The sequence below is a fragment of the Methylobacterium sp. BE186 genome (genome assembly GCF_031457035.1).
GTDB classification, from domain to species: domain Bacteria; phylum Pseudomonadota; class Alphaproteobacteria; order Rhizobiales; family Beijerinckiaceae; genus Methylobacterium; species Methylobacterium segetis.
The window spans coordinates 40196-65744 of the sequence record NZ_JAVDVV010000022.1 but is presented as its reverse complement, the minus strand read 5'-3'; the positions used below and the strand labels follow the sequence as shown (position 1 = coordinate 65744).

The following is a 25549-nucleotide window of genomic DNA, read 5'->3' as shown; positions in this document are numbered from 1 at the left end:
CGTTCGGCGGCCGCCGGGGAGCCGATCCCATGAAGCGCTTCAATCTCTCCGAATGGGCGGTCCATCACCGCGCGGTGGTGCTGTTCCTGATCCTCGCCGTGGCGGCGAGCGGGACCCTCGCCTTCCTGCGCCTCGGCCGAGCCGAGGACCCGAACTTCACGATCAAGGTCGCGGTCGTCACCGCGATCTGGCCGGGTGCCACCGCCCGCGAGATGCAGGATCAGGTGGCCGACCGCATCGAGAAGAAGCTGCAGACGCTCCCCCATTTCGAGAAGGTGATGACCTACGCGAAGCCCTCCTTCGCGGCGATGCAGGTCACCTTCCGGGACAACACGCCGGCCGGCCAAGTGCCGACCCTGTTCTATCAGATCCGCAAGAAGCTCGACGACGTGCGGGGCGAATTGCCGGCCGGCGTCATCGGCCCGAGCGTCAACGACGAGTACGGCGACGTCGATTCGATCCTCTACATGCTCACCGGCGAGGGCGCCGATTACGGACAGTTGAAGAAGGTGGCCGAGGGCCTGCGCCAGCGCCTCCTCAAGGTCGAGGGCGTCACCAAGGTGAACCTCTACGGCGTGCAGGAGCCGCGCATCTTCGTGGAATTCAGCCACGCCAAGCTCGCCACCCTCGGCCTGACGCCCCAGACCCTGTTCGATTCGCTCGCTCGCCAGAACGCGGTGACGCCCGCCGGCACCGTCGAGACGGAGGCGCAGCGCATCCCGCTGCGGGTCACGGGCGCGCTCGACGGCGTGCGGGCGGTGGCGGAGACGCCGGTCGAGGCGAACGGGCGCACCTTCCGCCTCGGGGACGTGGCAAGCGTCAGCCGGGGCTACGCCGATCCGCCGGACCAACTCGTGCGCCAGCGCGGGCAGCCCGCCCTCGGCGTCGGCGTGGTGATGGCGCGCGGCGCCAACATCCTGGATTTCGGCAAGGCGGTCGCGGCCGCGACCGGCGAGTTCCTGCAGGCCGTGCCGCGGGGCATCGCCGCGGAGCAGATCGCCGACCAGCCGAAGGTGGTCGAGGAGGCCGTCTCCGAGTTCGAGCATTCCTTCGTGGAGGCGCTCGCGATCGTGCTGCTGGTGAGCTTCCTGTCGCTCGGCTGGCGCACCGGCATCGTGGTGGCGCTCTCGGTGCCGCTCGTCCTCGCCATGACCTTCGTGGTGATGCAGGCGATGGGCATCGATTTGCATCGCATCACGCTGGGCGCCCTCATCATCGCGCTGGGGCTCCTCGTCGACGACGCCATCATCGCGGTCGAGATGATGGTGGTGAAGATGGAGCAGGGCTGGGACCGGATGCGGGCTGCCGCCTTCGCCTGGGAATCGACCGCCTTCCCGATGCTGACCGGCACCCTCGTCACCGTGGCGGGCTTCCTGCCGGTGGGATTCGCCAATTCCTCCACCGGCGAGTACGCGGGCGGCATCTTCTGGGTGGTGGCGATCGCCCTCGTCGTGTCGTGGTTCGTGGCCGTCGTGTTCACGCCCTATCTCGGGGTGCTGCTCCTGCCGAAGGACCTCGCCAAGCGCCACGCCGTGCACGGCGATCCGGACGCACTCTACGACACGCGCCTCTACCGCGCGCTGCGCCGGGTGATCCGGGCCTGTGTCCGCTGGCGCAAGACGACCGTGCTCGCCACGCTCGCCGTCTTCGTCGGTTCGGTGGTCGGCTTCGGACAGGTGCAGCAGCAATTCTTCCCGCTCTCCGAGCGGCCCGAACTGTTCCTGCAATTGCGGTTGCCGCAGGGAACCGCGATCGGCGCCACGCGGGCGAGCGTCGAGCGCGCCGAGGCGCTGATCGGGCGGGACGACCCGGACGTCGCGACCTTCACCGCCTATGTCGGTCAGGGCTCGCCGCGCTTCTGGCTCGGCCTCAACCCGGAATTGCCGAACGAGGCCTATGCCGAGATCGTCATCGTCGCCAAGGGCGTGGCGGCGCGCGAGCGCGTCAAGGCGCGCCTCGAGAAGGCGGTGGCGGCCGGCGCGCTGGCCGAGGCGCGGGTCCGGGTCGATCGCTTCAATTTCGGGCCGCCGGTCGGCTTCCCCGTGCAATTCCGCGTGGTGGGACCCGACCCGGCCAAGGTGCGCGACGTCGCCTATCGCGTCCGCGACGTGGTGCGCGCCAACGACAGGACGGTGGAGGCGCAACTCGACTGGAACGAGATGGCGCCCAGCGTGCGCCTCGTCGTCGATCAGGAGCGGGCGAGGACCCTCGGCCTCAACGTGCAGGACGTGTCGCAGACGCTCCAGACGCTGCTGACCGGCATCACCGTGACGACGGTGCGCGAGGGCATCGAGCAGGTCGGCGTGGTGGCCCGCGCCAACGCGGCCGAGCGGCTCGATCTCGGCCGGATCGGCGACCTCACGGTCCTCGCCCGCAACGGCGTCGCCGTTCCGGTGGCGCAGGTGGCCCGGCTCGAATACGCCCATGAGGAGCCGATCCTGTGGCGGCGCAACCGGGACATGGCGATCACCGTGCGGGCCGACGTCGTCGACGGCGTGCAGCCGCCGGACGTCACGAACGCGATCTGGCCGCAGCTGAAGCCGATCCGCGATTCGCTGGCGCCGGGCTACCGGCTGGAGATCGGCGGGGCGGTCGAGGAGGCGGATAAGGCGAACGCCTCGCTCTTCGTCCTCTTCCCCGTGATGATCCTGGCGATGCTCACCCTGTTGATGATCCAGCTCCAGAGCTTCTCGCGCCTCTTCCTCGTCTTCCTCACCGCGCCGCTCGGGCTGATCGGAGCCTCGCTCGGCCTCAACCTCTCGGGCAGGCCCTTCGGCTTCGTGGCGCTCCTTGGGCTGATCGCGCTCGCCGGGATGATCATGCGCAACGCCGTCATCCTCGTCGACCAGATCGAGGCGGACGTGGCCGCGGGCCACCACACTCGGCGGCAGGCCATCGTCGAGGCGACGGTGCGGCGCGCCCGGCCCGTAATCCTGACGGCGCTCGCCGCGATCCTCGCCATGATCCCGCTGTCGCGCAGCGCCTTCTGGGGGCCGATGGCGATCACCATCATGGGCGGGCTGTTCGTGGCGACCTTCCTGACGCTGCTGTTCTTTCCCGCGCTCTACGCCCTCTGGTTCCGCCGTACGCTGGACGCGGGGGCGCCCGGAGCCCACACTGAGGCGCGAGCCCCCGTGCCCCACCTCGCCGTCGCGGCGGAATGACGGGCCGCCCGGATGGTCTTTTCCTGCGTACAAGCGTTCTGCCACCGATGACCGTGACCGACCTCGCCCGCGACACCTCGACCGACAGCGATACCGGAGACCTGCGCTCGCGCATCCTGACGATCGCCGAGAGGCTGTTCCGGGACATGGGGTACCGGAAGACCACGGTCGCCGACATCGCGGCGGCCCTGCGGATGAGCCCCGGCAACGTCTACCGCTTCTTCCCGTCGAAGAAGGCGCTGAACGAGGCGGTGGCCGAGCGGATGCTCGCACAGATCGAGGCGGAACTCGGCCGCATCGTCCGGGAGACGGGAACGCCCGCCCGCGAGCGCCTGCGTCGGCTCGTGCGCACGATGCACTCGATGAGCGCGGGCCAGTTCACCGCGAACCGCCGCATGCACGACATGGTCGAGGTGGCGATGGCGGAGAGCTGGGAGGTGATCCACGGCCATATCGGCCGCGTGGAAGACCTGCTGGTCGCCCTCGTGGCGGAGGGCGCCCGCGAGGGCGAATTCCGTGTGGCGGACCCGCGCGCGGCGGCGCGCTGCGTGCAGACCGCGATCGTGCGCTTCTGCCATCCGGCCCTGATCGCCCAGTGCGCCGACCGCGAGCAGCCGACGGTCGACGAGATGATCGACTTCCTGCTGACGGGGCTGCGGGCCGAGGGCTAGCGGCCCGGATCCGTCAGGCCGGGTCCGGCATGTGCGCGGCGCCGTAGCGGTTGTGCACCCCCAGCGCCCGGTAGAGGGCGTTCGCATGCACCTTCACCGTATTCTCGGTGAGACCGAGAGCGATGGCGATCTCCTTGTTCGAGCGGCCGCAGCGGATCAGCCGCAGCACGTCCTGCTGGCGGGGCGTCAGCTTGCCCGCGAGCTCCGGCAGGCGTGCCGGCACGGCGACGGCAGGCGGCGCCGGCTGGGGCGGCAACTCGGTCACGACGGCGGGCACGTAGATGTTGCCGGCCAGAACCGTCCGGAAGGCGTTGGCGATCTCGGAGATCCCGAGGGTCTTCGGCACGTAGCCGTGCAGACCGGCCTGGAGCGCCAGCAGGATGTCCTCGCGCCCGCCCGACCCCGTGACGACGACGACCCGGACCTTGGGAAACACCTCGCGCACGCTGCGCAGGCTCGTGGCATTGCCGACGCCGGGCATGGCGAGATCGAACGAGGCGAGGCTGATCTCCGGATGCTCGCCGAGGACCTGCATGGCCTCGTCGAGAGACCCGACCTCGATCACCGAGGTGAAGCCGCAATCGCGCTTCAGGAGATCGGCGACGGCTGCACGAAACAACTCGTGATCGTCGGCGACGAGAGCGACGGCGCCTGGACTGCTCATGGTCTGTCACCTGCGCGAGAATGGAGCCGCTTCATGAGACGGCTCCGGTAGGAAGTCTCAACCACGCCTCCGTCAGGGGACGGATGCTCTTCGGCCGGCAGTGCCGTCTCCGGCACGACGATGCTGCGGGAGCGCTGGGCGGCGCGGGCCTCGCCGATCGCCGCGACCGTGGCGTCGAGGCAGTCGAGAATCTGCTCGCGTTCCGCCCCGTCCGGCTCCCCCCGCTTCACCGCCGCCTCGAAGGCCTGCGCGGCCTTGCTCAGGCCGGGGAAGTCGAGGATGCAGGCCGTCGAGATCATCGCGTGGGCCTTGCACGCGGCGGCCTCGTCGTCCCCGCCCTCGATCGTCTCGCGGAGGATGCGGATGTCCTCGCGCAGGTTGCCGCGGGCCGCGTCGAGGCGTTCGTCGGACAGCCAGTGACGTCCCGAGGCCGGGCTCGCCGCGACCTCCGCGGCCTTCGGAAGGTCGAGCCGGGCTGGATGCGTGCGCAGGCGGAACGCGTAGCGGATCAGAACCTTCGCGAGCGCGGCCTGCGTCAGGGGCTTGCCGACGTGGCCGTTCATCCCGGCCTCCTCGAAGCGGCGCAGATGATGCGAGAGCACGTCGGCGGAGCAGGCGATGATCGGAACGTCGCGGGCGGGGTGGTCGAGGTCTCGGATGATGCGGGTGGCGGCGCTGCCGCTCATCCCGGGCATCTGCTCGTCCATCAGGACGAGATCATAATCCTTGGCCTGGACGGCGGCGATCGCCTCCTCGCCGGAGGAGACGATGTCCACGTTCGCTCCGAGGGCGCTCAGCAACTCGCCGATCAGCTCGCGGTTGAGCGAGATGTCCTCCACCACGAGGACGTTGGCCTCGAAGGCGCTGCAGGCGAGCGGCACCTCCTCGGCGGGCCCCGCGGACATGTCGGCCACCGCGAGGTCGAGGAAGACGCGGAAGGTCGAGCCGGTGCCGAGCGCGCTCTCGACCTCGATGCGGCCGCCCATCTGCTCCACGAGGTGGCGCGAGATCGCGAGGCCGAGGCCGGCGCCGCCGAAGCGCCGCTCGCTGCCGGCATCGACCTGCGAGAAGCGCTGGAACAGAAGGTGCTGGAGCTCGGCCGGGATGCCGATGCCGGTGTCGGAGATCTGGATCGCGAGGTGGCAGCGCCCGTCCGTCGAGGGCGGCGCCTCGGCCCTCAGCACGACGCGCCCGACCTCGGTGAACTTGATGGCGTTGCCGAGCAGGTTCAGCATGATCTGCTTCAGCCGGTCGGGATCCCCGAGAAGCGCGGGCGGCAGGCCGTCCTGGATCTCGATGTCGAGGGCGAGCGACTTCGCCTGGGCCATCGGCATGACGATGGCCGAGGCCTTCTCCACGAGATCCTTCAGGGAGAAGGGGCGCAGTTCCAGGGTGACGTCGCCCGATTCGATCTTGGCGAGGTCGAGGATGTCGTTGACGATCCGCAGGAGGCCGCCCGCCGCGTCCTGGATGCGCCCGATGCGCCGGCTCTGCGCCTGCGTGAGGGTACGGTCGGAGCCGAGAAGGTCCGCGTATCCGAGGATGCCGTTCAGCGGCGTGCGCAGTTCGTGGCTCATCGTCGCCAGGAACTCCGCCTTGGCGACGGAGGCCGCCTCCGCCTTCTCCTTGGCGACCTGCAATTCCTCGTCGCGCGCGTGGTGGGCGGTGACGTCCCGCGAGATCGCGAGGATGCGCCGCGTCAGGCCGTCCGCGCCGACCATCGGCGTCACGAGCACGTCGAGCCAGCGCTGCTCGCCCTCCGCGGTCCGCCGCCACGCAGTGAAGCGGCTCGACCGGCCTCTTTGGGCCAGCGAGATCGCCTCGCGGGCGGCCTTGCCGCCCTCGCCCGGCCAGAAAGTCGACCACAGCCTGCCTTTCGCGACCGTCCGCGGGTCGGCCCCGTGCAGGTTGCGGCAGCGGTCGTTCGTGAAGACGATGCGGCCGCGCACGTCGAGCACCTTGATGATGTCGGGGCTGTTCTCGAGGATGCTCTCGGTCAGCACGTGGCTGTCGGCGAGTTCCCGCGTGCGGTCGGCGACGCGCCGCTCCAGTTCGAGGTTGGTGCTCCGCAGACTCTCCGCCTGGTCGCGCAGGCGGTCCGACGCCTCGGCCAGGATGTGGCAGACCATGTCCGATTCGGCGATGCCGGTGCTGCGGCGGTCGATCGGCTCGCCGCGCACGAGCTGGCGGGCGCCGTCCATGGTCAGGCGCGCCGCGTAGCGCATGCGCCGGGTCAGGACCACCGCGCAGGGGACCGCGATCAGCATGAGAGACGCCGCCACGGCCGCGAGGAGCCAGAGGGATTGCCGGGTCGATTTCTGGAGGGCGGCGTGTGAGACCGAGGTGAGCACGAACCACCCGGAGATCGGCGAGCGCCGGTAGAACCGCTGGACCTCGATGCCGCCCACGTTCATCGCGTCGATGCGGCCAGACGCGCCCTCCATGGCGGGGAGTTCGGTCACGCGGGTTCCGATGAACCGGTCGCTCTCGACGGTACGCGCGATCATCGTCCCGGTGCGGTCGACGAGAGCCCCGAAATGCGGTGGACCGAGCCGTGCCGAGCGAAGAAGCTCGGTGAAATGCGAGGGCTGCAGCGCGAAGACCAGGGCGTATCGCTCATGTTGCGCGGTCACCACGGGCAGCGCGATGGTGACCAGCCGGCCCCGGCCCGGCACGAGCGGCAGGAGATCCGAGATCTCGACCCGGCCCGGCTCCTCCGACCGCCAGACGGCGGCGGGCCGCAGGGCCTCCGGAACCCAGCGCGGGCCGCCTTCGGCCAGCACGTCCCGTCCCTCGCCGTCGAGCAGCATCAGGTCGCCGGGGCGGCCCGCGAGAGCCTCCTGCCCGAGATGCCGGAGACGGGCGAAGTCGCCGTCGATGACCGGCGTGGCAGCCAGCGTCTTGAGCGCCGCGATCAGCGTGATCAGGTCGCGCTCGACCAGAAGGCCGAGATCGATGTTGGCCTCGATCGAGACGCCTTCGAGCTTCGAGCGCTCGGACTGGATGAACCGGCTGGTGACGAAGGTCAGGATCCCGAGCAGCGGCAACGTCAAGACGAGAGCGAACACGGCGAGGTAGAACGAGAACGGCCAGACGCGGGGCGCCTTGCGCTTCCCGGTCATGGCGAGGCGCCTGACCCGATCCGTGCTAACAACCCAGGACACTGGTCCGTCCGTTTTTGCACACTTGCAAGTTGGTACGATCTTGAGCACGACCATAAAGTGTTGACAAGAGACTTCCGGCTTCGGACCAACCTTTGTTTGGGGAATTTGTCTCCGTGACAGCTTTTCTGCCACACGAAGACTGGTATTAGACCTGGTACTAACACCACCTCGACATGCTTCCGAGGTTTAACATTAGATAAATGTTGCGGACGTGATCGGCTCAGTAGTTTGCCGCACAAAATCTGCTCAGACGTGCGGCAAGTTCCCGGCCAACGTCTTAATCCGCCTGCCTTCTCGTTGCAGCGCACATCAATCTTCAGTGCCACCGACACAGCCGAGCAGGCTCCTCCGGCTGCCCTCCCTATGCGTACAACGCGCCCCAAAATCGGAAATTTCCTGCATTTCACGCAATTTAATGCCGATTCTGGAAATTCTTGACGGCAATCGCATGCACGTCACGCATGTCGGCCGTGTGGCGTGTGGTATACCAAATCCCATGCTGCGGTGCCAAATTCCGGTCATCGAATTCGCCACGGGACACAGATCATGACCATCCTTCTCGCCGTCGCCGCCGCCGCTGCCCTCGCCGTCAACCCCATCCTCGCGATCGTCGCGGCCGACGCTCTCTCGCCGAAGGCAGGCACCTCGATCCAGGAAGCCCGTCAGGTCGCCAGCAACGAGAACATCGCTGCCCAGGCCCGTCTCGCCGCCTGAGCCAAGCCGAGAACGCCGGAGCAGCCGGCCATCGTCGGCGGTCCGTTCTGCCTGATACCCCGCCGACCCCCTTCGGCGGGGTTTCGTCGTCCGGCTCGAGCCCGGCGCGTCAGACGGCGGCGCACTCGCCACGCCGATCGGGTGCACCGGCGGGCGGATCCTCCGGCCACCCGGCCGCCCCGATGAGGGGCACGAAGCTTACCGGCCCGAGGGACCGGGTCTCGAAGGCACCGTCGCTCCGGCGCAGCACGCGCACCAGCACCTGCTCCCTCAGGCGTCCGCCAACGGGCATGACAAGCCGCCCGCCCTCCCGCAATTGCTGCCGAAATGCCTCCGGAACGTCGGGCGCGGAGGCGGATGACAGGATCACGTCGAAGGGCGCCTGCGCGGGCAGACCGAGCGTTCCGTCGCCTCGGTGCACGCGCACGTTCCGGTAGCCGAGGCCGTCGAGGCGTCGTGCGGCGGCCTCCGCCAGGACGGGATGGCGCTCGACCGCATCGACCTCGCGGGCGAGGCATCCGATCACGGCCGCCGCGTAGCCGGAACCCGCTCCGATCTCCAGCACCCGGTCCTCGGGGCCGATCGCTGCAGCCTCGACCATCAGGGCGACGATGTAGGGCTGGGAGATCGTCTGCCCGCCGCCGATCGGGAGCGGCGCGTCGTCATAGGCGGATCCGCGCAGATCCTCGGGCACGAAGACCTCGCGCGGGACGGCGGACATCGCGGCGAGGACGCGGTCATCCGTGACTCCGCGCCAGCGGATCTGCCGCTCGATCATGCGCGCGCGCTGGCCCGCGAAATCCGCCATGCCCGTACCCGACGCGAACCGGCCGGCTCCGATGGGACAAAGCGGCGGGGACGGACCCGTTCCCGCGACCGCAGCGTCGCGGAGATGCGAGGCGTCCCCTTCCTCGCCCGCGTGCATCCCGAGGACCGTGCCGCGCGAGCCGAGAGCGGCGGCCGGGCCAGCGGCCCGCCGCCGATGGACCTACAGAAGCGTCCCCTTCAGGATCAGCAGCGCCACGGAGAAGTAGATGACGAGCCCGGTCACGTCGACGAGGGTGGCCACGAAGGGCGCCGAGGCGGTGGCCGGGTCGAAGCCGATGCGCTGAAGCACGAAGGGCAGCATCGAGCCCGCGAGCGAGCCGAAGGTGACGATGCCGACGAGCGCCGCCCCGACGGTCGCGGCCACGGGCAGCCAGTGCGGCCCATAATCGTAGAAGCCCGCCTTCTGCCAGATCACGATGCGCACGATCCCGATGGCGCCCAGGATCGCGCCGAGGAGCAGCCCGGTCGGCAATTCGCGCAGGGCCACGCGCCACCAGTCGCGCAGCCGGACCTGGTGCAGCGCCAGCGCCCGGATCAGCAGGGAGGTGGCCTGCGAGCCGGAATTACCCCCCGAGGACATGATCAGCGGGATGAACAGCGTCAGCACGAGGGCCTTCTCCAGCTCTCCCTCGAAGCTCTGCATGGCGGAGGCCGTCAGCATCTCGGAGAGGAACAGGGCGCAGAGCCAGCCGGCACGCTTCCGGATCATCGTGAAGAAGCCGATGTCCATGTAGGGCTCGGGCAGCGCCTCCATGCCGCCGAAGCGCTGCACGTCCTGCGTCTGCTTCTCGACCATGGCGTCGATCATGTCGTCGACGGTGACGATGCCGATGACGTGGCCGACCGCGTCGACCACGGGCAGCGCCAGGAGATCGTATTTCGAGATCAGCCGCGCCGCCTCCTCGCGGCTCGCGGTCGGCGAGACGGCGAGCGGACGCCGTCCGGGCGCGACCGAGAGGACGTTGTCGCCCGGATCGCCCGAGATCAGCCGCCGCAGGGGCACCGACTTCGTGAGCGCGCGGGTTCGCGGATCGAGCACGAAGATCGCGTAGATGGTCTCGCGGGTCTTCTCGACGCTGCGGACATGGTCGAGGGTCTCGCCCACGGTCCAGTTGCCCGGGACGGTGACGAATTCCGTCGTCATCAGCGAGCCCACCGTTTCCTCGCCGTAGGCGCTGAGCCGGTCGACGGCGCCGCGGGTCTCCGCGTCGAGGCGGGCGCGCAGATCCGAACGCCCCGGCTCCTCGATCTCGCGGAAGATGTCGGTGACGCGATCGGCCGACATGCCGGAGAGGTAGCCGGCGACGCGGTCGCGGGGCAGCATCTCGATGATGTCGGCGGCGCATTCGAGCTCGGGCTGATCCAGAACCTCGACGGCCCGCTCCTGGGGCAACCCGAGCAGGATCGCGGCGGCGACCTCGGGTGCCTCCTCGTTCAGAGCCTCGACGATGTCGGGGGCGCGCTCGTCCGACAGTCGCGCGGCGAGCACGGCGGGATCGACCCGCGCGTCGAGGAGGAGGGCTTCGGTCATGGGTCTCGCCTCCGGGTCCTGCGGCGTGCGTCCGGCCAGGACCGCCACGGGCGCCCCGGCGGGCGCCCCAGGGCGTCAGGCGGGACGGCTGCGCGGCGCAGGGCCGGGCTTGCACGATCGGTCGGAACTGTCGTTGGGCATATCGGGATCGACGGTGTCCTGAGCCGCGGCGGCTCAGCGAGTCGCCGCGGGCGCCGGGGTGGTGCGCCGGGACGGCGGTTCCGTCAAGCGGTCCACGCTCGGGCGAAACCTGCACTTCCCTGCATGTCCCGCCTGTTGGCGCCACGCGCTGGCACGAGCCGGGCAACGTGCGGGGGCGGAGAGGTTGAAAGCCGGGACCACCATCACCATCTCTTTGATGCGACAGGGAAATCATATCCCGCACGGCGTTGCGCCGAGCCGGATCCGGTCGCCTCCCCCTTCCTATGAGAAATATAAGTGTAGGGCCCACTTGTATTGCGCCCAACACATCGCCTATGTTCCCTTCATCGAAAGCGAAGGAGACACGTCATGAAGTGGTCCGCCCCCGTCGTTCAGGAAGTCTGCGTCGGCATGGAGGTCACCAGCTACGAGTCCGCCGAGATCGACACCTTCCACTAAGGTGTTGATGGCTCGGATGAACCGAGCACTCCTTCGAAACTGAAGCTTAACCTTGGAGAAACGCCATGAAGTGGTCCGCCCCCATCGTCCAGGAAGTCTGCGTCGGCATGGAAGTCACCAGCTACGAGTCGGCTGAGATCGACACCTTCCACTAAGGCTTCGTGCGGCTCTGACGAGCCGAGCGTGTTTCAAGTCCTTCCCGTCAATCCAACAGGAGATCCATCATGAAGTGGTCCGCCCCCATCGTCCAGGAAGTCTGCGTCGGCATGGAAGTCACCAGCTACGAGTCGGCTGAGATCGACACCTTCCACTAAGCTGACGGTCGCTTCAGCGAACCGGCTTCGGGCGCCGTTTCCCTCGGGAAGCGGCGCCCTTTCCTTTTGTTGGACCCGAGCGCGGGAAGTGGTCTCCGATCCGCCCGGCTCGCGCGCACCGGACATGCACGATGCGCGACAGCCGGGCGCCCCGCGAAGGGCATCCCGGCTGTTGTCGTGTGTGACCTGATTCGGATGTCGACCCTGCGCCCGTGGTGGGCCGGCAACATGATCTCCGCAGATCGCGCAGCCGCCTCACCGTGCAGGAGCGGAGCAGCGGCCTTCCCGCCAGGGGATGTGCCCTCCGGCCGCAGCCGGCCCGCCGTCAGAGGCGGTAGCGGATCTGGTCCGTCCAGAAGCGCTCCAGCCGGCCGAGCGCAAGGTTGAGCCGTCCGAAATCGTCGTCCGAGATGCCGCCGATCGGCTGGATCGTGCGGGCATGCTTGTCGTAGAGGCCCTGGATGATCTCGTGCACCTGCCGTCCCTTGTCGGTGAGGCTGATGCGCACCGAGCGCCGGTCAGTCTTCGAGCGGGCGTGGTGCAGGTAGCCCGCTTCGACGAGCTTCTTAACGTTGTAGGACACGTTCGAGCCGAGATAGTAGCCCTTGGTCCGCAGCTCGCTCGCGGTCAGCTCCTTGTCGCCGATATTGTAGAGGAGCAGGGCCTGGACGCTGTTGACGTCCTCGCGCCCGCGACGCTCGAACTCGTCCTTGATGACGTCGAGCAGGCGCCGGTGCAGGCGCTCCACGAGGTGCAGCGCCTCGAGGTACGAGCCGCTCGCCACGGAGGCGTCGGGGGCGGAGGTGGTTTCGACAACCTTGATGGCCTGGTTCTTCATCGTGTGCCTCACCCGGTTCGTTGTGCCGGCCGCCGCGAGGTTCGGCGCCGCTTATGGGCTCAACGTATGGGTCGGGAATGAAAGGCGATTTAAGCGACAGGATGAATTCGCGATTTACTTCTCTGGGTAAATGCAAACTGAAACAGTCCCGTCAACCTTCCATTTACCGGCCCTCGCGGGCCGCGAACCAGGATAATGCAAAGTAAACTGCAACAATACTTGCCTGCGCGATCAGAAGCGGCAGAGGCGCGGGCAGAAGCTGCGGTGTGAGCACCGCGAGCGTCAGCGCGGACGTCGCCGCGAGCAGCCAGATCACGCCGCCCCAGGCGCTGGTCAGCCAGAGCCCGACCGCGGCCGTCAGGTCGATCACCGCGAGATAGACGATCACCGCCTGCCGGCCGACCGGCTCGGTCTCGAAGGCTCTGGCGCCGGGCACCACGTCGAGGATGGTCGCCCAGGCATGGACGCCCTTGGCGAGCCAGAGCAGCGCGGTGATGCGCATGAACCAGATGAGGATCGTGTCCCAGGTCGTGCGCGGCGCGCTCGCCCCCCGCTCGATCCGGTCGCCCGACAGGTCCCCGACCGCGGCGCGACCGAGGCGTCCCGGCCCGCGCATCTCAGGCGAACCGCGGCTCGGGCCGGCCCGACGGCCCGAAGGCCGCCCGAACGGCATCGAGATCAACGTCCTCGAGGCGGGCAGGCCGCCAAGCGGGCTTGCTGTCCTTGTCGACGATCACGGACCGCACCCCCTCGAAGAAGTCCGTGCCCTCCATCAGGCGGGTGACGAGGCGGTACTCGGCGAGGATGGCCTCGGCGAGGCTGAGATTCGGTCCCCGCCGCATCTGCTCGCGGGCGATGCAGAGGCTGGTCGGCGAGCGCGTGCGCAGGAGCGCCGCCGTCTCCGCCGCGAAGGCGGAGCCGGCCTCGGCCCGCGCGTCGAGCCGGGCCAGGATCTCGGGGACCGATTCGGCCTCGAAGCAGGCGTCGATATCCGCCCGTTGCGCAACGAGCGGGCCGGCCTGAGGCGCTGGCGCGGCGTACGCCTCGATCGCGTCGGCCACGGCCACGCCGTCGGACAGCCGGTCGAGAAGCGCGTCGAACGCGGAGGCGGGCACATGATGCGTGGCGAGCCCGACCGCGAGGGCGTCACCGGCGCCGATGCGGGCGCCCGTCAGCGCGAGGTAGGAGCCCGTGCGCCCGGGCAGGCGCGGCAGCGAATGCGTCATCCCGACATCGGGGAAGAAGCCGATCCCGACCTCCGGCATGGCGAAGGCGTAGTTCGCGCCCGCGACCCGGTAGTCGCCGTGAAGCGAGATCCCGACGCCGCCGCCCATCACGATCCCGTCGATGAGCGAGAGGTACGGCTTCGGGTAGCGGCCCACATAGGCGACGAGCCCGTACTCGCCCGCCCAGATGGCGTAGAGTTCCGCCTCGTCCCCGGCCCGCGCAACCTCGTAGATCCGGCGGATGTCGCCGCCCGCGCAGAAGGCGCGCCCGCCCGCACCGCGGACCGCGACACGGCTGACGGAATCATCCTCCTCCCAGGCGCGGAGCTGCGCGTGCATCGCGCGGATCATCGGCAGGGACAGGGCGTTGAGCGCCTTCGGCCGGTTGAGGGTGACGAGACCGAGGGGGCCGCGCCGCTCGAACAGGATCTCGCCTCCGGCCTCGCTCGTCATGCTCTGCGGGTCTCCCATGCGCGACGCTTAGACTCCGACGAGACGGCCCGCGTCAACCGAGCCCACGGAGAGCCGGGTTCCCCGCCAAATCGCGAAGTGATAGGCCCGGGCTCGCGGTGGCCCCGGGCCTGCCGCGGCGCCACGGAAGAACAAGCCCAGCCATGTCGCAGAACCGATCGAACGATACGCCCCAGCCGCGACCGCTCGCGGTGGAGACCGCCCGGGAAGGCGGGCGCGGCGAGAGCCTGACGATCACCCAGCGCCCGCGCCGCAACCGCAAGGCCGAATGGTCCCGCCGCCTCGTGCGCGAGCATACGCTCACCGTGGACGACCTGATCTGGCCGCTCTTCCTGATCGAGGGCAGCGGCCGCCGGGAGCCCATCGCCTCGATGCCCGGCGTCGAGCGCCTGAGCGTGGACGAGGTCGTGCGCGATGCCGAGCGCGCGGCCCGGCTCGGTATCCCGGCGATCTCCTTCTTTCCGTACACGGAGAAGGAGTTGCGCGATCCCACGGGCTCGGAGGCGCTCAACCGCAACAACCTCGTCTGCCGGGCTGTGCGGGCGGTGAAAGCGGCGGTTCCCGAGATCGGCGTCATGACCGACGTCGCCCTCGACCCCTACACGAGCCACGGCCATGACGGGCTCTTGGAGGAGGGCGCCATCCTCAACGACGAGACGGTGGCGCTCCTCGTGGAGCAGAGCCTGATCCAGGCCGAGGCCGGCACCGACATCATCGCCCCCTCCGACATGATGGACGGCCGCGTCGGCGCGATCCGGACCGGGCTCGACAGGGCCGGCTTCCGCGACGTCCAGATCATGGCCTACGCGGCGAAATACGCGAGCGCCTTCTACGGGCCCTTCCGCGACGCGATCGGCACGCAGGCGGCGCTGGTGGGCGACAAGCGCACCTACCAGATGGATCCGGGCAACGGCGCCGAAGCCCTGCGCGAGGTCGCCCTCGACCTCGCCGAGGGGGCGGATTCCGTGATGGTGAAGCCGGGCCTGCCCTATCTCGACATCATCCGCCGGGTGAAGGACGAGTTCGCGGTGCCGACCTTCGCCTACCAAGTGTCGGGCGAGTACGCGATGATCGAGGCCGCGGCCCGCAACGGCTGGCTCGACGGCGAGCGCGCGATGGCGGAGAGCCTGCTCGCCTTCAAGCGCGCGGGCGCCGACGGGGTGCTGACCTACTACGCCCCGCGCATCGCCGAGCGCCTGCGCGCCGGGGCGTGACGCGGCTCGGCGCCCGCGGGCTTCTGCTCGCCGGCGCGCTCGGCGGATTTCTCCTCAGCCTCGCCGCCTGCGAGAGCGCGGTGCAGCACCAGCGCATCACCCTCTGCCGGCGCGCCGTGCCGGCGCTGGTGCCGGGCGAGACGGACATGAGGATCCTGCGGGTGGGCGCCGGCCCCGCCCCCGACAGCGTGCGCGTCGACTACGCGACCGGACCGCGGCCCCACACCGCCCTCTGCCGCTTCAACGCGGGCGCGGAGCTGATCGCCGTCACGCATGACGGCACGGCCCTGAACGGCGCCGCTCTGTATCTCCTCAAGCGCTACTACCTCGACACGCCGGACGCCGAGGCCGCGGACCCGGGAGAAGCCCTGCGCCGGAATTGAGCGCCGAAGCCTGATCGAGCGACAACCTGCCGTCGTAAGTGTCATGAGATTCTATCGCAGTGCGAAAAATTGGTGCACGGATGCTGCACTGCATTAAGAATCTGTTCGTACGAAAGCGATCAAATATCGCTCATCGTCCGCTGGATTAAGCAGAAAATGAGCAATGCCGAGCTGTCAGCCGGACCGGAAAACCTGACGACGCTCGTCGATCGCTCGACCAGCGCCCTGAAAATCTCGACCTCGACCAGCATCGGATCGATCCGAAACATCACGCGGCGCATGCATCTGCTCGCGATGAACGCGCTGATCGAGGCGGCGCATGCGGGCTCCCACGGGGCCGGCTTCTCGGTCGTGGCGCAAGAGGTCCGCGGCGTCGCGGGCGAGATCGACGGGCTGACGGCGCGGCTCGGCACCTCCCTCGGCGAGGGCGTGGCCACGCTCACGGAGGCGGTGGGCCGGCTCGCCGCCGAGGCGCGGTCGGCGCGCTGCGTCGATCTCGCCCTCAACGCGATCGAGATCATCGACCGCAATCTCTACGAGCGCACCTGCGACGTGCGCTGGTGGGCGACCGACGCCGCCGTCGTCGATTGCGCCGCGGACCCGACCGAGGAGGCGAGAGCCTTCGCGAGCCGGCGGCTCGGCGTCATCCTCTCCTCCTACACGGTCTATCTCGATCTCTGGCTGTGCGGCCTGGATGGCCGGGTGATCGCCAACGGGCGGCCCGACCGTTTCGACGTGCGCGGGCGCGACGTGCGGGCCGAGCCCTGGTTCGAGCGGGCCCGCCGCCTCACCTGCGGGGACGAGTTCGCGGTGGCCGATGTCGGCCGCTCGGCGGGGCTCGGCGGCGCCCAGACCGCGACCTACGCGGCCTCGGTGCGCGAGGGGGGCGAGGCGATGGGGCGCCCCCTCGGCTACCTCGCGATCCATTTCGACTGGGAGCCTCAGGCGCGGGCCGTGGTGGAGGGCGTGCGGCTCGCCGCCGACGAGCGGGCGCGCAGCCGGGTGCTGCTCCTCGACGCGGAGAACCGCGTTCTCGCCTGCTCGAAGGGCAAGGGCCTCCTGTCGGAGCGCTACCCGCTGCGCACGGAGGGGGCCACGCACGGCGCCTATGTCGATGCGGGCGGGCGCCTCGTCGCCTTCCACGCCACGCCCGGCTACGAGACCTATCAGGGGCTCGGCTGGCGGGGCGTGATCGAACAGGAGCCCGGCTGAGGGCGGTCCGACCTTGAGCGGGAGGATTCCGCTTCCTACCTCATCGGGGGCGATCGTCTCGCCCCGTGAGGACGCGGCCATGCTCAATCCCCCGCCCGGTTACGCCGAGCGCCTCGACGCGCCCGGCTACAATGCCCCGATGACCCTGCCCGCCCTGCGCGGCAGCCTCGGGGCGCGCTTCGTCGCCTACCTGCTCGACATCCTGTTCATCCTCGGCTTCTCGACCCTGCTCTGGATCGCGATCGCGGTGATCGGAGTGATCACGTTTGGGCTGGGGTGGACGTTGTTCGCGATCATGCCCGCGAGCGGGGTGCTCTACAGCATGATCACGGTCGGCGGCGCGAAGCAGAGCACGATCGGGATGCGCATGATGGGCCTGCGCGTCGCCACCGAGAGCGGGCGCCCGGTCGACATGATCACGGCCGCGGTGCACGCGCTGCTGTTCTACGTGGCGCTCTCGACCTTCCTGCTCTGGTGCGTGGACGTGCTGTTCGGGGTGGTGCGCAGCGACCGTCGCCTCGGGCACGACCTCATCCTCGGCCTCGCCGTGGTGCGGGCGGCCTGAACGGTCCGATTCCCGACGTTGAAATCCTCGCCGCGCGGCAAACGAGGCTGTTGAGCGGCGCCCCATCGACGCTAAACTCAAACGCGGCGGCGCGGCGCGCGCCGCCGGCCTCGAGGGCGACCTGAAGCGTGACGAGCCACCCGCGCGATACTCCCCAATTCTATCTCACGGCCCCCTCCCCCTGCCCCTACCTGCCGGGGCAGGAAGAGCGGAAGGTTTTCACCCACCTCGTCGGGCGGCGCGCCCGCGACCTCAACGAGATCCTGACGCAGGGGGGCTTCCGCCGCTCGCAGACCATCGCCTACCGGCCGGCCTGCGAGACCTGCCGGGCCTGCATCTCGGTGCGGGTGGTGGTGGACGATTTCCGGCCGACGGCGAGCCAGCGCCGCATCCTCGCCCGCAACGCCGACCTCGTCGGCAGCCCGGAGGCGAACCGGCCGGCCTCGGAGCAGTACGCCCTGTTCCGCCGCTATCTCGACGCCCGCCACGGCGACGGCGGCATGGTCGACATGACCGTGCTCGACTACGCCATGATGATCGAGGACAGCCACGTCGACACGCATCTCGTGACCTACCGCCGCCGCGGGCCGGACACGGCGATCAACGGCCGCGGGGCGGGCTCGCCCCTCGCCCTCTGCCTGACCGACGTCCTCGCCGACGGCCTGTCGATGGTCTACTCGTTCTACGATCCCGAGGCGGCCGCGCGCTCGCTCGGGACCTACATGATCCTCGACCACATCCTGCGGGCGCGGGCTCTCGGCCTGCCCTACCTCTATCTCGGCTACTGGGTCGAAGGCTCCCGCAAGATGGACTACAAGGCCCGCTTCCTGCCCCAGGAGCGCCTGCTGGCGCAGGGCTGGGCCCGGGTGGAGTAGGCCGCGCGCCCCGGGACGACGCGGCCCGTCCCTCAGAACTGCGCGATCAACTGCACGCGGATCAGCCGCGGCGCGCCCGGCGTGATGTTGTTGTTGCCGTCGGCGGTGGCGATGTAGCGGCGGTCGAACAGGTTCTCGATGTTGAGCTGCGCCCGCACCGTGTCGCTCACCCGGTAGAACAGGCCGAGGTCGACCCGGGAGAAGCTCGGCAGACGCACCGTGTTGTCCGAGGACGCGAAGGTGTGGGTCTGGTTGATGAAGCCGACGCCGAAGGAGAAGCGCTCCGTCACGTCGAACTTGTTCCACAGGGTGAAGGTGTTGAAGGGCACGAGGCCGACCGTGTTGCCGGCCACGATCGTGGTCGACACGTCGCTCGCGATGCGCGCATCCGTGAAGGCGTAGCCGCCCGCCACCTGCCACCAATCGGTGACGTAGCCGTTCGCGCCGATCTCCGCCCCTTGCGTGTTGGTGCGGCCGGACAGGAGGAAGAAGCCCGGCCGGTTCGGATCGGCCAGCCGCTGGTTCGTGCGGTCGAGGTTGTACAGCGCGCCCGTGAGCTGGAAGGACGGGTTGACGTCGTACTTCACGCCGATCTCGGCATTCTCGAACTTCTCCGGCTGCGCGATCGCCGTGCCGGCGCTGAGCGCGCTGAACTGGTCGCCCGCCGACGGCAGGTAGGACACGCTGTAGCTGCCGTAGAAGGCGAGGTTCTCGAAGGGCTTCACGACGACGCCCGCGCGCGGGGACAGGAGGTCGTCGACGCGGCCGATCGTGGCGTTGCTGCGCCGGTCGCGGGAGGCGAAGTCGAAATGGTCGTAGCGCAGGCCGCCGATGAATTGCAGGTGCTCGTTCACCTCGATCTGGTCCTGCGCGTAGAGGGCGGCGAGGCCGAGATCGTAGAGGCTGTTGGCGCCCGACGGGATGTTGCGGAAGGTGACGCCGACGCGGCTCACGGGGCTCAGCGGGTTCACCACCAGGGTCTGCGTCCCCGTCGTGTTGAAGAACCCGTCCTGCCGGTAGGAGAGGCCCTGCTGGTAGCCGAGCTCGACGCCGCCGAGCAGGGTGTGGCGCAGCGGGCCGGTCTCGAACTTGTAGGTGAAGTCGTTCTGGCTGAAATAATTCGTCCGGTCGGTCTCGTTGTTGTAGGCGGACAAGTTGACCTGCGTGCCGGCGGCGTTCACCGCCCCGCCGGGGAAGACGTTCTGATAGAACTTCTGGTAATCGGCGAAGCGGAGCTGGCTGTGCATCTGCACGCCGGATTCGAACTGGTGGTCGAGCACGGCGGTGGCGATGTTGGCGTCGACCCTGGCCCGGTTCAGGTCCGGATTGCCGAAGAAGGTCGCGGTGTTCTCGCGGTAGCGGTAGGGCCGGCCGAATTGCGAGGGGATGCCGCGGTCCGTGGTCCGGTCGTCGTGGAAGTACTCGTAGGAGAGCTTCAGGGTCGTCGCCGGCCCGAGCAGGAAGGTCATCGTCGGGTTGACGCCGTAGCGGCGGATGTCGACGAAGTCGCGATAGGTCGCCGTGTCCTCGAAGACGCCGTTGAGGCGGAAGAAGACGCTGTCGCTGACCCGGTCGCCCGCGTCGATCGCGACGCGCTTGTTCCCGTACTGGCCGCCCTGGACGAGCACCTCGCGAATCGGCACGCCATCCGCCTCCTTGAGGACGCGGTTGATGATGCCGCCGCCGCCGCCGCGGCCGAAGATCATCGCGTTCGGCCCCTTCAGCACCTCGATCCGCTGGGTGTTGTAGAGGTCGCGGAAATACTGGACGTCGTCGCGGATGCCGTTGACGAAGAAATCCGCGTTCGAGCGCTGGCCGCGGATGACGACGTCGTCGCGGTTGCCCTCGCCCTGGTGCGGGATCACGCCCGGCACGTAGCGGATCGCCTCGTTGATGCTCTGGAAGCCCTGATCGCGGATCTGCTGCTGCGTCACCACGGTGACGGATTGCGGCGTGTCGAGGAGCGGCGTGTCGGTCTTCGTCGCCGTCGAACTCCGCTTCGTCAGGTAGCCGACCGTATTGCCGCGCTGGCCCTCGACGCTGAGCTGATCGAGGGTGACGCCCTCGCCGCCGGGAACGGGCTGAGCCAGAGCCGCGGGGCTCAGGGCGGTCCCGGCGAGAAGGATGCCGACGACGCAGGCTTCAGTGGTATGTCTCATCCGATCCCGCCCTCGTTGCGCCCTGTTTTTCTCAAGACGTCCGCACGTCTCGGCGTGCGGTGATGCGAGGCGCTGTAATCGAGACGATTGCGCGAGCAAGCCGTCGTGCGCGGCAAATCACTCCTTGCTTGTTTGAAGGAATTCTAAGAAGGAATTTAATCAGAATGCTAAGGTGATCCGCAGCAATACGAATCCTGGCCCGACATTCATCCTGGAATTCTTCCAGTGTGTTTCCGGATATGTCTGGATGTGGCTGACGAGCAACATTCCGCGCGCTCGATGACGCGGCGGGACGGCCGTCGGGGCGCGTCGGACCACCTGTGACCGGCAGGCCACAGGCGAGCACGAATCAACAGCACAGCTTGCATCCGCCACATTTCGCCCGCTTGAGCGTGAGCGCATGGGCGGACCGGGACCACGAGAGAGGACCACCATGCCGACCTCATTCCCCCGTCCGGACCTGCGCCCCCTCGAAGCGGCCGCCCTGCGCGGCGTCGTGAAGGGCCTCGCCCCCCTGCTCTGCGACGCGTTGCCACCCGTGCACCACGCCCCCCTCAGCCACGAGATGGCCGCGCTGATCGACCGGCTGCATGCCGGGCCCCTCGGCGCCACGGCCCGCCGCCGGGCGGCTTGAGGGCGCTTTTCGAGCCCTTGCCGGGCCGCGCGCTGGGGACGCCATCAACAGCCGGCTTCTTTTCGCGAGCAACCCATCATCACCCACGTGCGTTGGTCGTCCCCAAGATGAAATAAGGACAGCGGCAAAAGCGTGCTGTTCTAGGGAGCGCACGCTTTGCTGTATTTCACACGCGACACGTGTAACCTGATGCTTGCGCCGGCGCGGATCGCGGCCGATGCTGTAAAGCTCGCGTGCGAAAATCCGTTCAACCCGTTCGCCGCCGCGCCGGGCAGCCGCATGATGGCGGCGTCCTGCGAGATCTTCGAGCGCGCCACCCGCACCTACGCCAAACCCATCTTCGATCTCGGCGTGCCCGAGCGCGTCGTCTGGGAGCGTCCGTTCTGCCGGGTGGTCGCCTTCGGCGAGATTGCTCCGGAGGCGCGCTCAACCAAGCCGAAGCTGCTCCTCGTCGCGCCGATGTCGGGCCACTACGCCACGCTGCTGCGCGGCACCGTCGAGGCCTTCCTCGAGACGCACCAGGTCTTCATCACCGACTGGCTCGACGCCAAGGAGGTGCCGCTGTCGGCGGGGCGGTTCGACCTCGACGATTACGTCGATTACTGCATCGCCATGTTCTCGGCGCTCGGCCCCGACCTCAACGTCGCGGCCGTCTGCCAGCCCTCGGTGCCGGTGCTCGCCGCCATCGCCCGGATGGAGGCCGAGGACCATCCGCGCATCCCGCAGACCGCCACCCTCATCGGCGGCCCCATCGACACCCGCGTCTCGCCGACCGCGGTGAACCGCCTCGCCTCGGAGCGCGGCCTGCCCTGGTTCGAGCGGCACTGCATCCACACCGTGCCGTGGGGGCATGCGGGCCAGGGCCGCTCGGTCTATCCCGGCTTCCTGCAGCTGACCGGCTTCGTGAGCATGAACCTCGACCGCCACCTCTCGGCGCATTGGGACATGTTCAACCACCTCGTCGAGGGCGACGGCGACTCGGCCGCCAAGCACCGCAGCTTCTACGACGAGTATCTCGCGGTGATGGACCTCACCGCCGAGTTCTACCTGCAAACGATCGAGCGCGTCTTCATCACGCACGACCTGCCGCGCGGCCGCATGATGCATCGCGGCCGGCCGGTCGACCTCGCCGCGATCCGCCGCTGCGCGATCATGGCCGTCGAGGGCGAGAAGGACGACATCACCGGCGTCGGCCAGACCCGGGCGGTGCTCGACCTGGCGGGGAACCTGCCGGAGGCGAAGAAAGCCTATCACCTGCAGCCCGGCGCCGGGCATTACGGCATCTTCAACGGCTCGCGCTTCCGCGCGGAGATCGCCCCGAAGCTCTCGGCCTTCATGGCGGCCCATGCCCGGCCGATCGAGCAGCCCCGCGCGGCGCGCCGGCCGATCCTCGTCGCGGCGACGCCCCGCCCGGCGGCCCGCCCCCTGCCGCACGCCGCGCCCCTCCTCGGCCCGGACCGGGCCGGGCGGGCGGAGATCGAGGCCGAGCCGCGGAGGCAGCGGGTCCGCGTGATCGCGCAGGCGTGATCCCGGAACGGGCGCGCTCTAACCTAACTGAAGGCAGCCCGGGCCGGGCCATGCGAGACCTCCCGTCGGAGCGCCGCACCGACGGGGTCGTGACATGCCGCAGGAGACGGGGCAGGAGGAGTCGGGGGAGCCGGAGACGGGGGAGCCGGAGACGGGGCACCTGAAAGGCCGCGTCGTGCTGCTCGTCGAGGACGATTACTTCCTCGCCTCCGACCTGCAGCGCCACTTCGCGGCGAGCGGCGCGGAGATCGTCGGGCCGGTCCCCAGCGTCACCGAGGCGCTCACGCTGATCGCGGCGACGCCGGCCCTCGACGCGGCGGTGCTCGACATCAACCTGCGCGGCGAGATGGCGTTTCCGGTCGCCGACGCCCTGATCGCGCGCGGCGTGCCGTTCCTGTTCGCGACGGGCTACAGCGCGGGGACGCTGCCTCCGCGCTACGGCGGGCTGCGCCATTGCGAGAAGCCGATCGAGCCGCAGCAGATCGCCGAACTCCTCTGCGCGAGCGGGCTGGCCGATCCCGCCCCGCACCCGACATCCCCGGCGGCCTGACCGGCCTCAGCAGGCCCCGGCGGGCTGATCGCCCTCAGCAGGCCCCGGCGGCTTGGCCGCCCTCAGCAGGCATTGGCCGGAAACAGCGCCCGGCAGGCGCGGTCGAGGCTGTCGAGCCGCCGGATCAGCGGCTCCCGGCGGCGCTGCCGCTCCGCCTCCAGGCGCTGCAGGTCCGGCCGCCCCCGTGGCGCGGCCCCGGGCTGCGCGACCGCCGCCGCCTCGCTCGCCTCCTCGCAGGCCACCGCGAAATCCGTCTCGACATCGGCGAGGGCCGCGAGGACGTGCTGGATCTCGCCGAGCAGGACCTCGTGATCGACCGGGGCTTGGAGAGCCGAAAGGGGAGTCATCGCCGCCTCCTCACACGCATCGTCTCCGGGAGGGCGAGGCTTACCACGAACGGGCGGGCGCGGCATGACCTGTGGAAGCATTGCCACGCCCCCGAGAGTCCCGGCCCGCTCATGCCGCGATCGCGCCTTCCGCGCACCGTCTTAGGGTTGACGAAACCATTGTGCTGCATCATGTCCGTCGCAGTCGCGAGATCCTGCCCGAGGCAGAACCGCGACCCCACTGGAACCTGCAAACCCCATGCCCAGCGACAGTAGTCGATGGTTCGTGCCGCCTTCGGCCGCCCGCGAGACCCGCGCCTGATCGCTTGATCGGGCTCGCCCGCGAACGGCCCCCGGCGGCCGTTCGAACGAGGTGAGCCATGACGACCCTCAAGACCCGCACCCGGCGCGCGCCCAAGGCCGCCTCCCGCACCTCGCGCGACCGGAGCATCGCCCTCATCATCGTCTTCATGATGGGGCTCGTCTTCGTCCCCGTCCTCGGCCTGCACGTCGCCGCCGCCCTCGGCGGCCTCGACAACGCGCCCGCTCTCGCGAGCGCCCCGCCGGCGACCGCAATCAGCGCCGCCCGCGAGGCGCGGGACCGGCGCGGCTGAGCCCTTCGGCCCTCGGGTGAGGCTGCCTCGGGCTAGGCTGCCTCGCGACTGACAAACTCTCTCCCTAACCGACCGGCCGGGGGATGGAGAGACGACATGCGGATCGCGACCCTTCTCGCCGGCCTGCTGCTCACCGGCGCGGCCCAGGCGCAGGACAAGCCGCAGGACAGGGCGCCGGACAAGGCCCGCCAGGAGTACAACCGGGCCGACCTCGTCCGCGGCCTCTGCCAGCCGGACGGCTGCGACGAGTTCGCGATCCTGGCCGTCGAGACCGTGCGGACGGACCCGGAGGGCACCCTCAAGCGGACCCGCTTCAAGACCTTCCACGCGAGCCCGAGCGGGCGCGAGCCCCGCACCGAGGAGACGGGCTACGTCTATTGCTCGCCGACCCGGCCCGCGCTCGTCGCCGAGAAGCAGGGGCGCACGGTGGGCATCCTGCTCGCGCCCTTCGCGACCCAGGATTCCCGCGAGACCGTGCGCCGCTACGCCAACGTCGCCGCGACCTACTTCGCGGTCTGCCACGGGCTCGAGAGCGGGCGCGCGGCCGCCCGGGACCTCGCGGGCACCGCGGGCGCCCTCGGCTACCGGGTCGCCGCGCCCCAGACCGAGACGATCGACCTGCGCCGGCCCGAGGACATTGCCGGGCCGGCGCGCCCGCCCTCCGCCGCCCCCGCCGACGCCCAGGCCGCGAAGGCGCCCCCCGGCCGGATCCCGGCGCCCCGGGCCGCCCCCGGCGAGGAGCCGGAGCCGACGGGCAAGGAGCCCCTCCCCGAGGATTGAGCCCGGCGGGCGGGGATTGAACCAGACGGGTGCGCCGTGGTTACCTACGGTGCCCGGGGCCGCCCCGCCGCATCATCGCGCGCCTCGACCGTCGGCGTCCGGGCAGCTGCCCGGGCCGCGGCAACAAGGGAGAGGTGAATGGGACAGGCGACGCCCCCTGCACGGACCGCTCTCGTCGTCGAGGACGATCGAACGCTGCGCACCCTCGCCGCCGCGGTCCTGGAGGAGACGGAGCTCCGGGTGATCGAGGCGGATAGCGGCGAGGAGGCCCTGCACCACCTGCGCGCCCATGCCGACGAGGTGGCCCTGATCTTCGCGGACGTGCGGCTGCCCTGCATCCTCGACGGGGTCGACCTCGCCCGGGCGGTGAGCACCCGCTGGCCCTGGATCAAGCTGCTCCTGACCTCCGGCGACCCGGGCGACCGGATCGAGCACCTGCCCGCCGGCGCGACCTACCTGCAGAAGCCGTGGCGCTCCATCGACGTGCTGCGGGCCGCCGAGCAGGCGGCCGCCCTCCGCTGAGCC

At 69.6% G+C, this 25549-nt stretch carries 26 protein-coding genes; 17 read left to right on the top strand and 9 right to left on the bottom strand.

Annotation, left to right across the window (positions count from 1 at the left end):
* The first annotated feature begins 29 nt into the window (after positions 1–29).
* Both J2X36_RS19835 and J2X36_RS19830 read left to right on the top strand, forming a co-directional pair.
* On the top strand, positions 30–3164 hold the full coding sequence (locus J2X36_RS19835) for an efflux RND transporter permease subunit (protein WP_310352952.1): 3135 nt from the start codon (positions 30–32) through the stop codon (positions 3162–3164).
* A gap of 47 nt (positions 3165–3211) precedes the next feature.
* The gene (locus J2X36_RS19830) at positions 3212–3835 is read left to right on the top strand and encodes a TetR/AcrR family transcriptional regulator (RefSeq protein WP_310352950.1); all 624 of its coding nucleotides are present in this window, start codon (positions 3212–3214) and stop codon (positions 3833–3835) included.
* A 13-nt stretch (positions 3836–3848) separates the two neighbouring features.
* Here J2X36_RS19830 and J2X36_RS19825 read toward each other — a convergent pair whose 3' ends face one another.
* Positions 3849–4499 carry a response regulator transcription factor gene (locus J2X36_RS19825; protein ID WP_132256075.1) on the bottom strand — a complete coding sequence of 217 codons (651 nt, stop codon included), beginning with the start codon at positions 4497–4499 and terminating at the stop codon, positions 3849–3851.
* Complete coding sequence (locus J2X36_RS19820) at positions 4496–7621, bottom strand: ATP-binding protein (RefSeq protein WP_310352946.1); 3126 nt, start codon at positions 7619–7621, stop codon at positions 4496–4498. Before J2X36_RS19820 ends, J2X36_RS19825 begins: the two co-directional genes overlap by 4 nt.
* Before the next feature lie 588 nt (positions 7622–8209).
* Between J2X36_RS19820 and J2X36_RS19815 the strand changes: the two genes are divergently transcribed.
* A complete protein-coding gene (locus J2X36_RS19815; protein ID WP_310352945.1) occupies positions 8210–8377 on the top strand; it encodes a hypothetical protein in 168 nt (55 codons plus the stop codon).
* Positions 8378–8486: 109 nt separating this feature from the next.
* Here the strand turns inward: J2X36_RS19815 and J2X36_RS19810 are convergent, their stop codons facing one another.
* Both J2X36_RS19810 and mgtE read right to left on the bottom strand, forming a co-directional pair.
* Positions 8487–9185, bottom strand: a complete 699-nt coding sequence (locus tag J2X36_RS19810; RefSeq protein ID WP_310352944.1) for a protein-L-isoaspartate(D-aspartate) O-methyltransferase — start codon at positions 9183–9185, stop codon at positions 8487–8489.
* Positions 9186–9365: 180 nt separating this feature from the next.
* Entirely contained in the window at positions 9366–10736 is a 1371-nt protein-coding gene (gene mgtE / locus J2X36_RS19805; RefSeq protein ID WP_310352943.1) for a magnesium transporter, read from the bottom strand.
* A 510-nt stretch (positions 10737–11246) separates the two neighbouring features.
* Between mgtE and pqqA (J2X36_RS19800) the strand changes: the two genes are divergently transcribed.
* The 3 genes from pqqA (J2X36_RS19800) (at position 11247) to pqqA (J2X36_RS19790) (ending at position 11650) form a co-directional block, all read left to right on the top strand.
* The gene (pqqA, locus tag J2X36_RS19800; RefSeq protein ID WP_109888205.1) at positions 11247–11336 is read left to right on the top strand and encodes a pyrroloquinoline quinone precursor peptide PqqA; all 90 of its coding nucleotides are present in this window, start codon (positions 11247–11249) and stop codon (positions 11334–11336) included.
* A gap of 65 nt (positions 11337–11401) precedes the next feature.
* Complete coding sequence (gene pqqA / locus J2X36_RS19795) at positions 11402–11491, top strand: pyrroloquinoline quinone precursor peptide PqqA (RefSeq protein ID WP_109888207.1); 90 nt, start codon at positions 11402–11404, stop codon at positions 11489–11491.
* A gap of 69 nt (positions 11492–11560) precedes the next feature.
* A complete protein-coding gene (gene pqqA / locus J2X36_RS19790; protein ID WP_109888207.1) occupies positions 11561–11650 on the top strand; it encodes a pyrroloquinoline quinone precursor peptide PqqA in 90 nt (29 codons plus the stop codon).
* Between the two features lie 325 nt (positions 11651–11975).
* Here pqqA (J2X36_RS19790) and ldtR read toward each other — a convergent pair whose 3' ends face one another.
* The 3 genes from ldtR to J2X36_RS19775 form a co-directional block, all read right to left on the bottom strand.
* Positions 11976–12488, bottom strand: a complete 513-nt coding sequence (gene ldtR / locus J2X36_RS19785) for a transcriptional regulator LdtR (protein ID WP_132255687.1) — start codon at positions 12486–12488, stop codon at positions 11976–11978.
* A 163-nt stretch (positions 12489–12651) separates the two neighbouring features.
* Complete coding sequence (locus tag J2X36_RS19780) at positions 12652–13104, bottom strand: DUF6163 family protein (RefSeq protein WP_310352937.1); 453 nt, start codon at positions 13102–13104, stop codon at positions 12652–12654.
* Between the two features lies 1 nt (position 13105).
* The gene (locus J2X36_RS19775; RefSeq protein WP_310352936.1) at positions 13106–14167 is read right to left on the bottom strand and encodes an enoyl-CoA hydratase/isomerase family protein; all 1062 of its coding nucleotides are present in this window, start codon (positions 14165–14167) and stop codon (positions 13106–13108) included.
* Positions 14168–14328: 161 nt separating this feature from the next.
* Between J2X36_RS19775 and hemB the strand changes: the two genes are divergently transcribed.
* From hemB to J2X36_RS19750, 5 genes are all read left to right on the top strand, one after another.
* The gene (hemB, locus tag J2X36_RS19770; RefSeq protein WP_310352935.1) at positions 14329–15399 is read left to right on the top strand and encodes a porphobilinogen synthase; all 1071 of its coding nucleotides are present in this window, start codon (positions 14329–14331) and stop codon (positions 15397–15399) included.
* The gene (locus J2X36_RS19765; protein ID WP_245516673.1) at positions 15396–15782 is read left to right on the top strand and encodes a hypothetical protein; all 387 of its coding nucleotides are present in this window, start codon (positions 15396–15398) and stop codon (positions 15780–15782) included. Before hemB ends, J2X36_RS19765 begins: the two co-directional genes overlap by 4 nt.
* Before the next feature lie 156 nt (positions 15783–15938).
* Positions 15939–16994, top strand: a complete 1056-nt coding sequence (locus J2X36_RS19760) for a methyl-accepting chemotaxis protein (RefSeq protein WP_310352934.1) — start codon at positions 15939–15941, stop codon at positions 16992–16994.
* A 79-nt stretch (positions 16995–17073) separates the two neighbouring features.
* Positions 17074–17559 carry an RDD family protein gene (locus tag J2X36_RS19755; RefSeq protein ID WP_132255692.1) on the top strand — a complete coding sequence of 162 codons (486 nt, stop codon included), beginning with the start codon at positions 17074–17076 and terminating at the stop codon, positions 17557–17559.
* A 128-nt stretch (positions 17560–17687) separates the two neighbouring features.
* Positions 17688–18434, top strand: coding sequence for an arginyltransferase (locus J2X36_RS19750; RefSeq protein WP_132255693.1), 747 nt, complete (start codon positions 17688–17690; stop codon positions 18432–18434).
* A gap of 32 nt (positions 18435–18466) precedes the next feature.
* Here J2X36_RS19750 and J2X36_RS19745 read toward each other — a convergent pair whose 3' ends face one another.
* Positions 18467–20593, bottom strand: a complete 2127-nt coding sequence (locus J2X36_RS19745) for a TonB-dependent siderophore receptor (RefSeq protein WP_310352932.1) — start codon at positions 20591–20593, stop codon at positions 18467–18469.
* Between the two features lie 433 nt (positions 20594–21026).
* Between J2X36_RS19745 and J2X36_RS19740 the strand changes: the two genes are divergently transcribed.
* From J2X36_RS19740 to J2X36_RS19730, 3 genes are all read left to right on the top strand, one after another.
* Complete coding sequence (locus J2X36_RS19740; RefSeq protein ID WP_132255695.1) at positions 21027–21227, top strand: hypothetical protein; 201 nt, start codon at positions 21027–21029, stop codon at positions 21225–21227.
* A 156-nt stretch (positions 21228–21383) separates the two neighbouring features.
* A complete protein-coding gene (locus J2X36_RS19735; protein ID WP_405029825.1) occupies positions 21384–22754 on the top strand; it encodes a polyhydroxyalkanoate depolymerase in 1371 nt (456 codons plus the stop codon).
* A 94-nt stretch (positions 22755–22848) separates the two neighbouring features.
* Positions 22849–23304: a response regulator gene (locus J2X36_RS19730; RefSeq protein WP_310352929.1), complete on the top strand. Its 456-nt coding sequence runs from the start codon at positions 22849–22851 to the stop codon at positions 23302–23304.
* A 62-nt stretch (positions 23305–23366) separates the two neighbouring features.
* Here the strand turns inward: J2X36_RS19730 and J2X36_RS19725 are convergent, their stop codons facing one another.
* On the bottom strand, positions 23367–23651 hold the full coding sequence (locus tag J2X36_RS19725) for a hypothetical protein (protein WP_132255698.1): 285 nt from the start codon (positions 23649–23651) through the stop codon (positions 23367–23369).
* Between the two features lie 359 nt (positions 23652–24010).
* On the opposite strand from J2X36_RS19725, the gene J2X36_RS19720 reads away from it, so the two are divergent.
* From J2X36_RS19720 to J2X36_RS19710, 3 genes are all read left to right on the top strand, one after another.
* On the top strand, positions 24011–24244 hold the full coding sequence (locus J2X36_RS19720) for a hypothetical protein (protein ID WP_132255699.1): 234 nt from the start codon (positions 24011–24013) through the stop codon (positions 24242–24244).
* A gap of 96 nt (positions 24245–24340) precedes the next feature.
* Entirely contained in the window at positions 24341–25024 is a 684-nt protein-coding gene (locus J2X36_RS19715) for a hypothetical protein (RefSeq protein ID WP_310352928.1), read from the top strand.
* Between the two features lie 138 nt (positions 25025–25162).
* Entirely contained in the window at positions 25163–25546 is a 384-nt protein-coding gene (locus J2X36_RS19710) for a response regulator (protein ID WP_132255701.1), read from the top strand.
* The last annotated feature ends 3 nt before the right edge of the window (positions 25547–25549 follow it).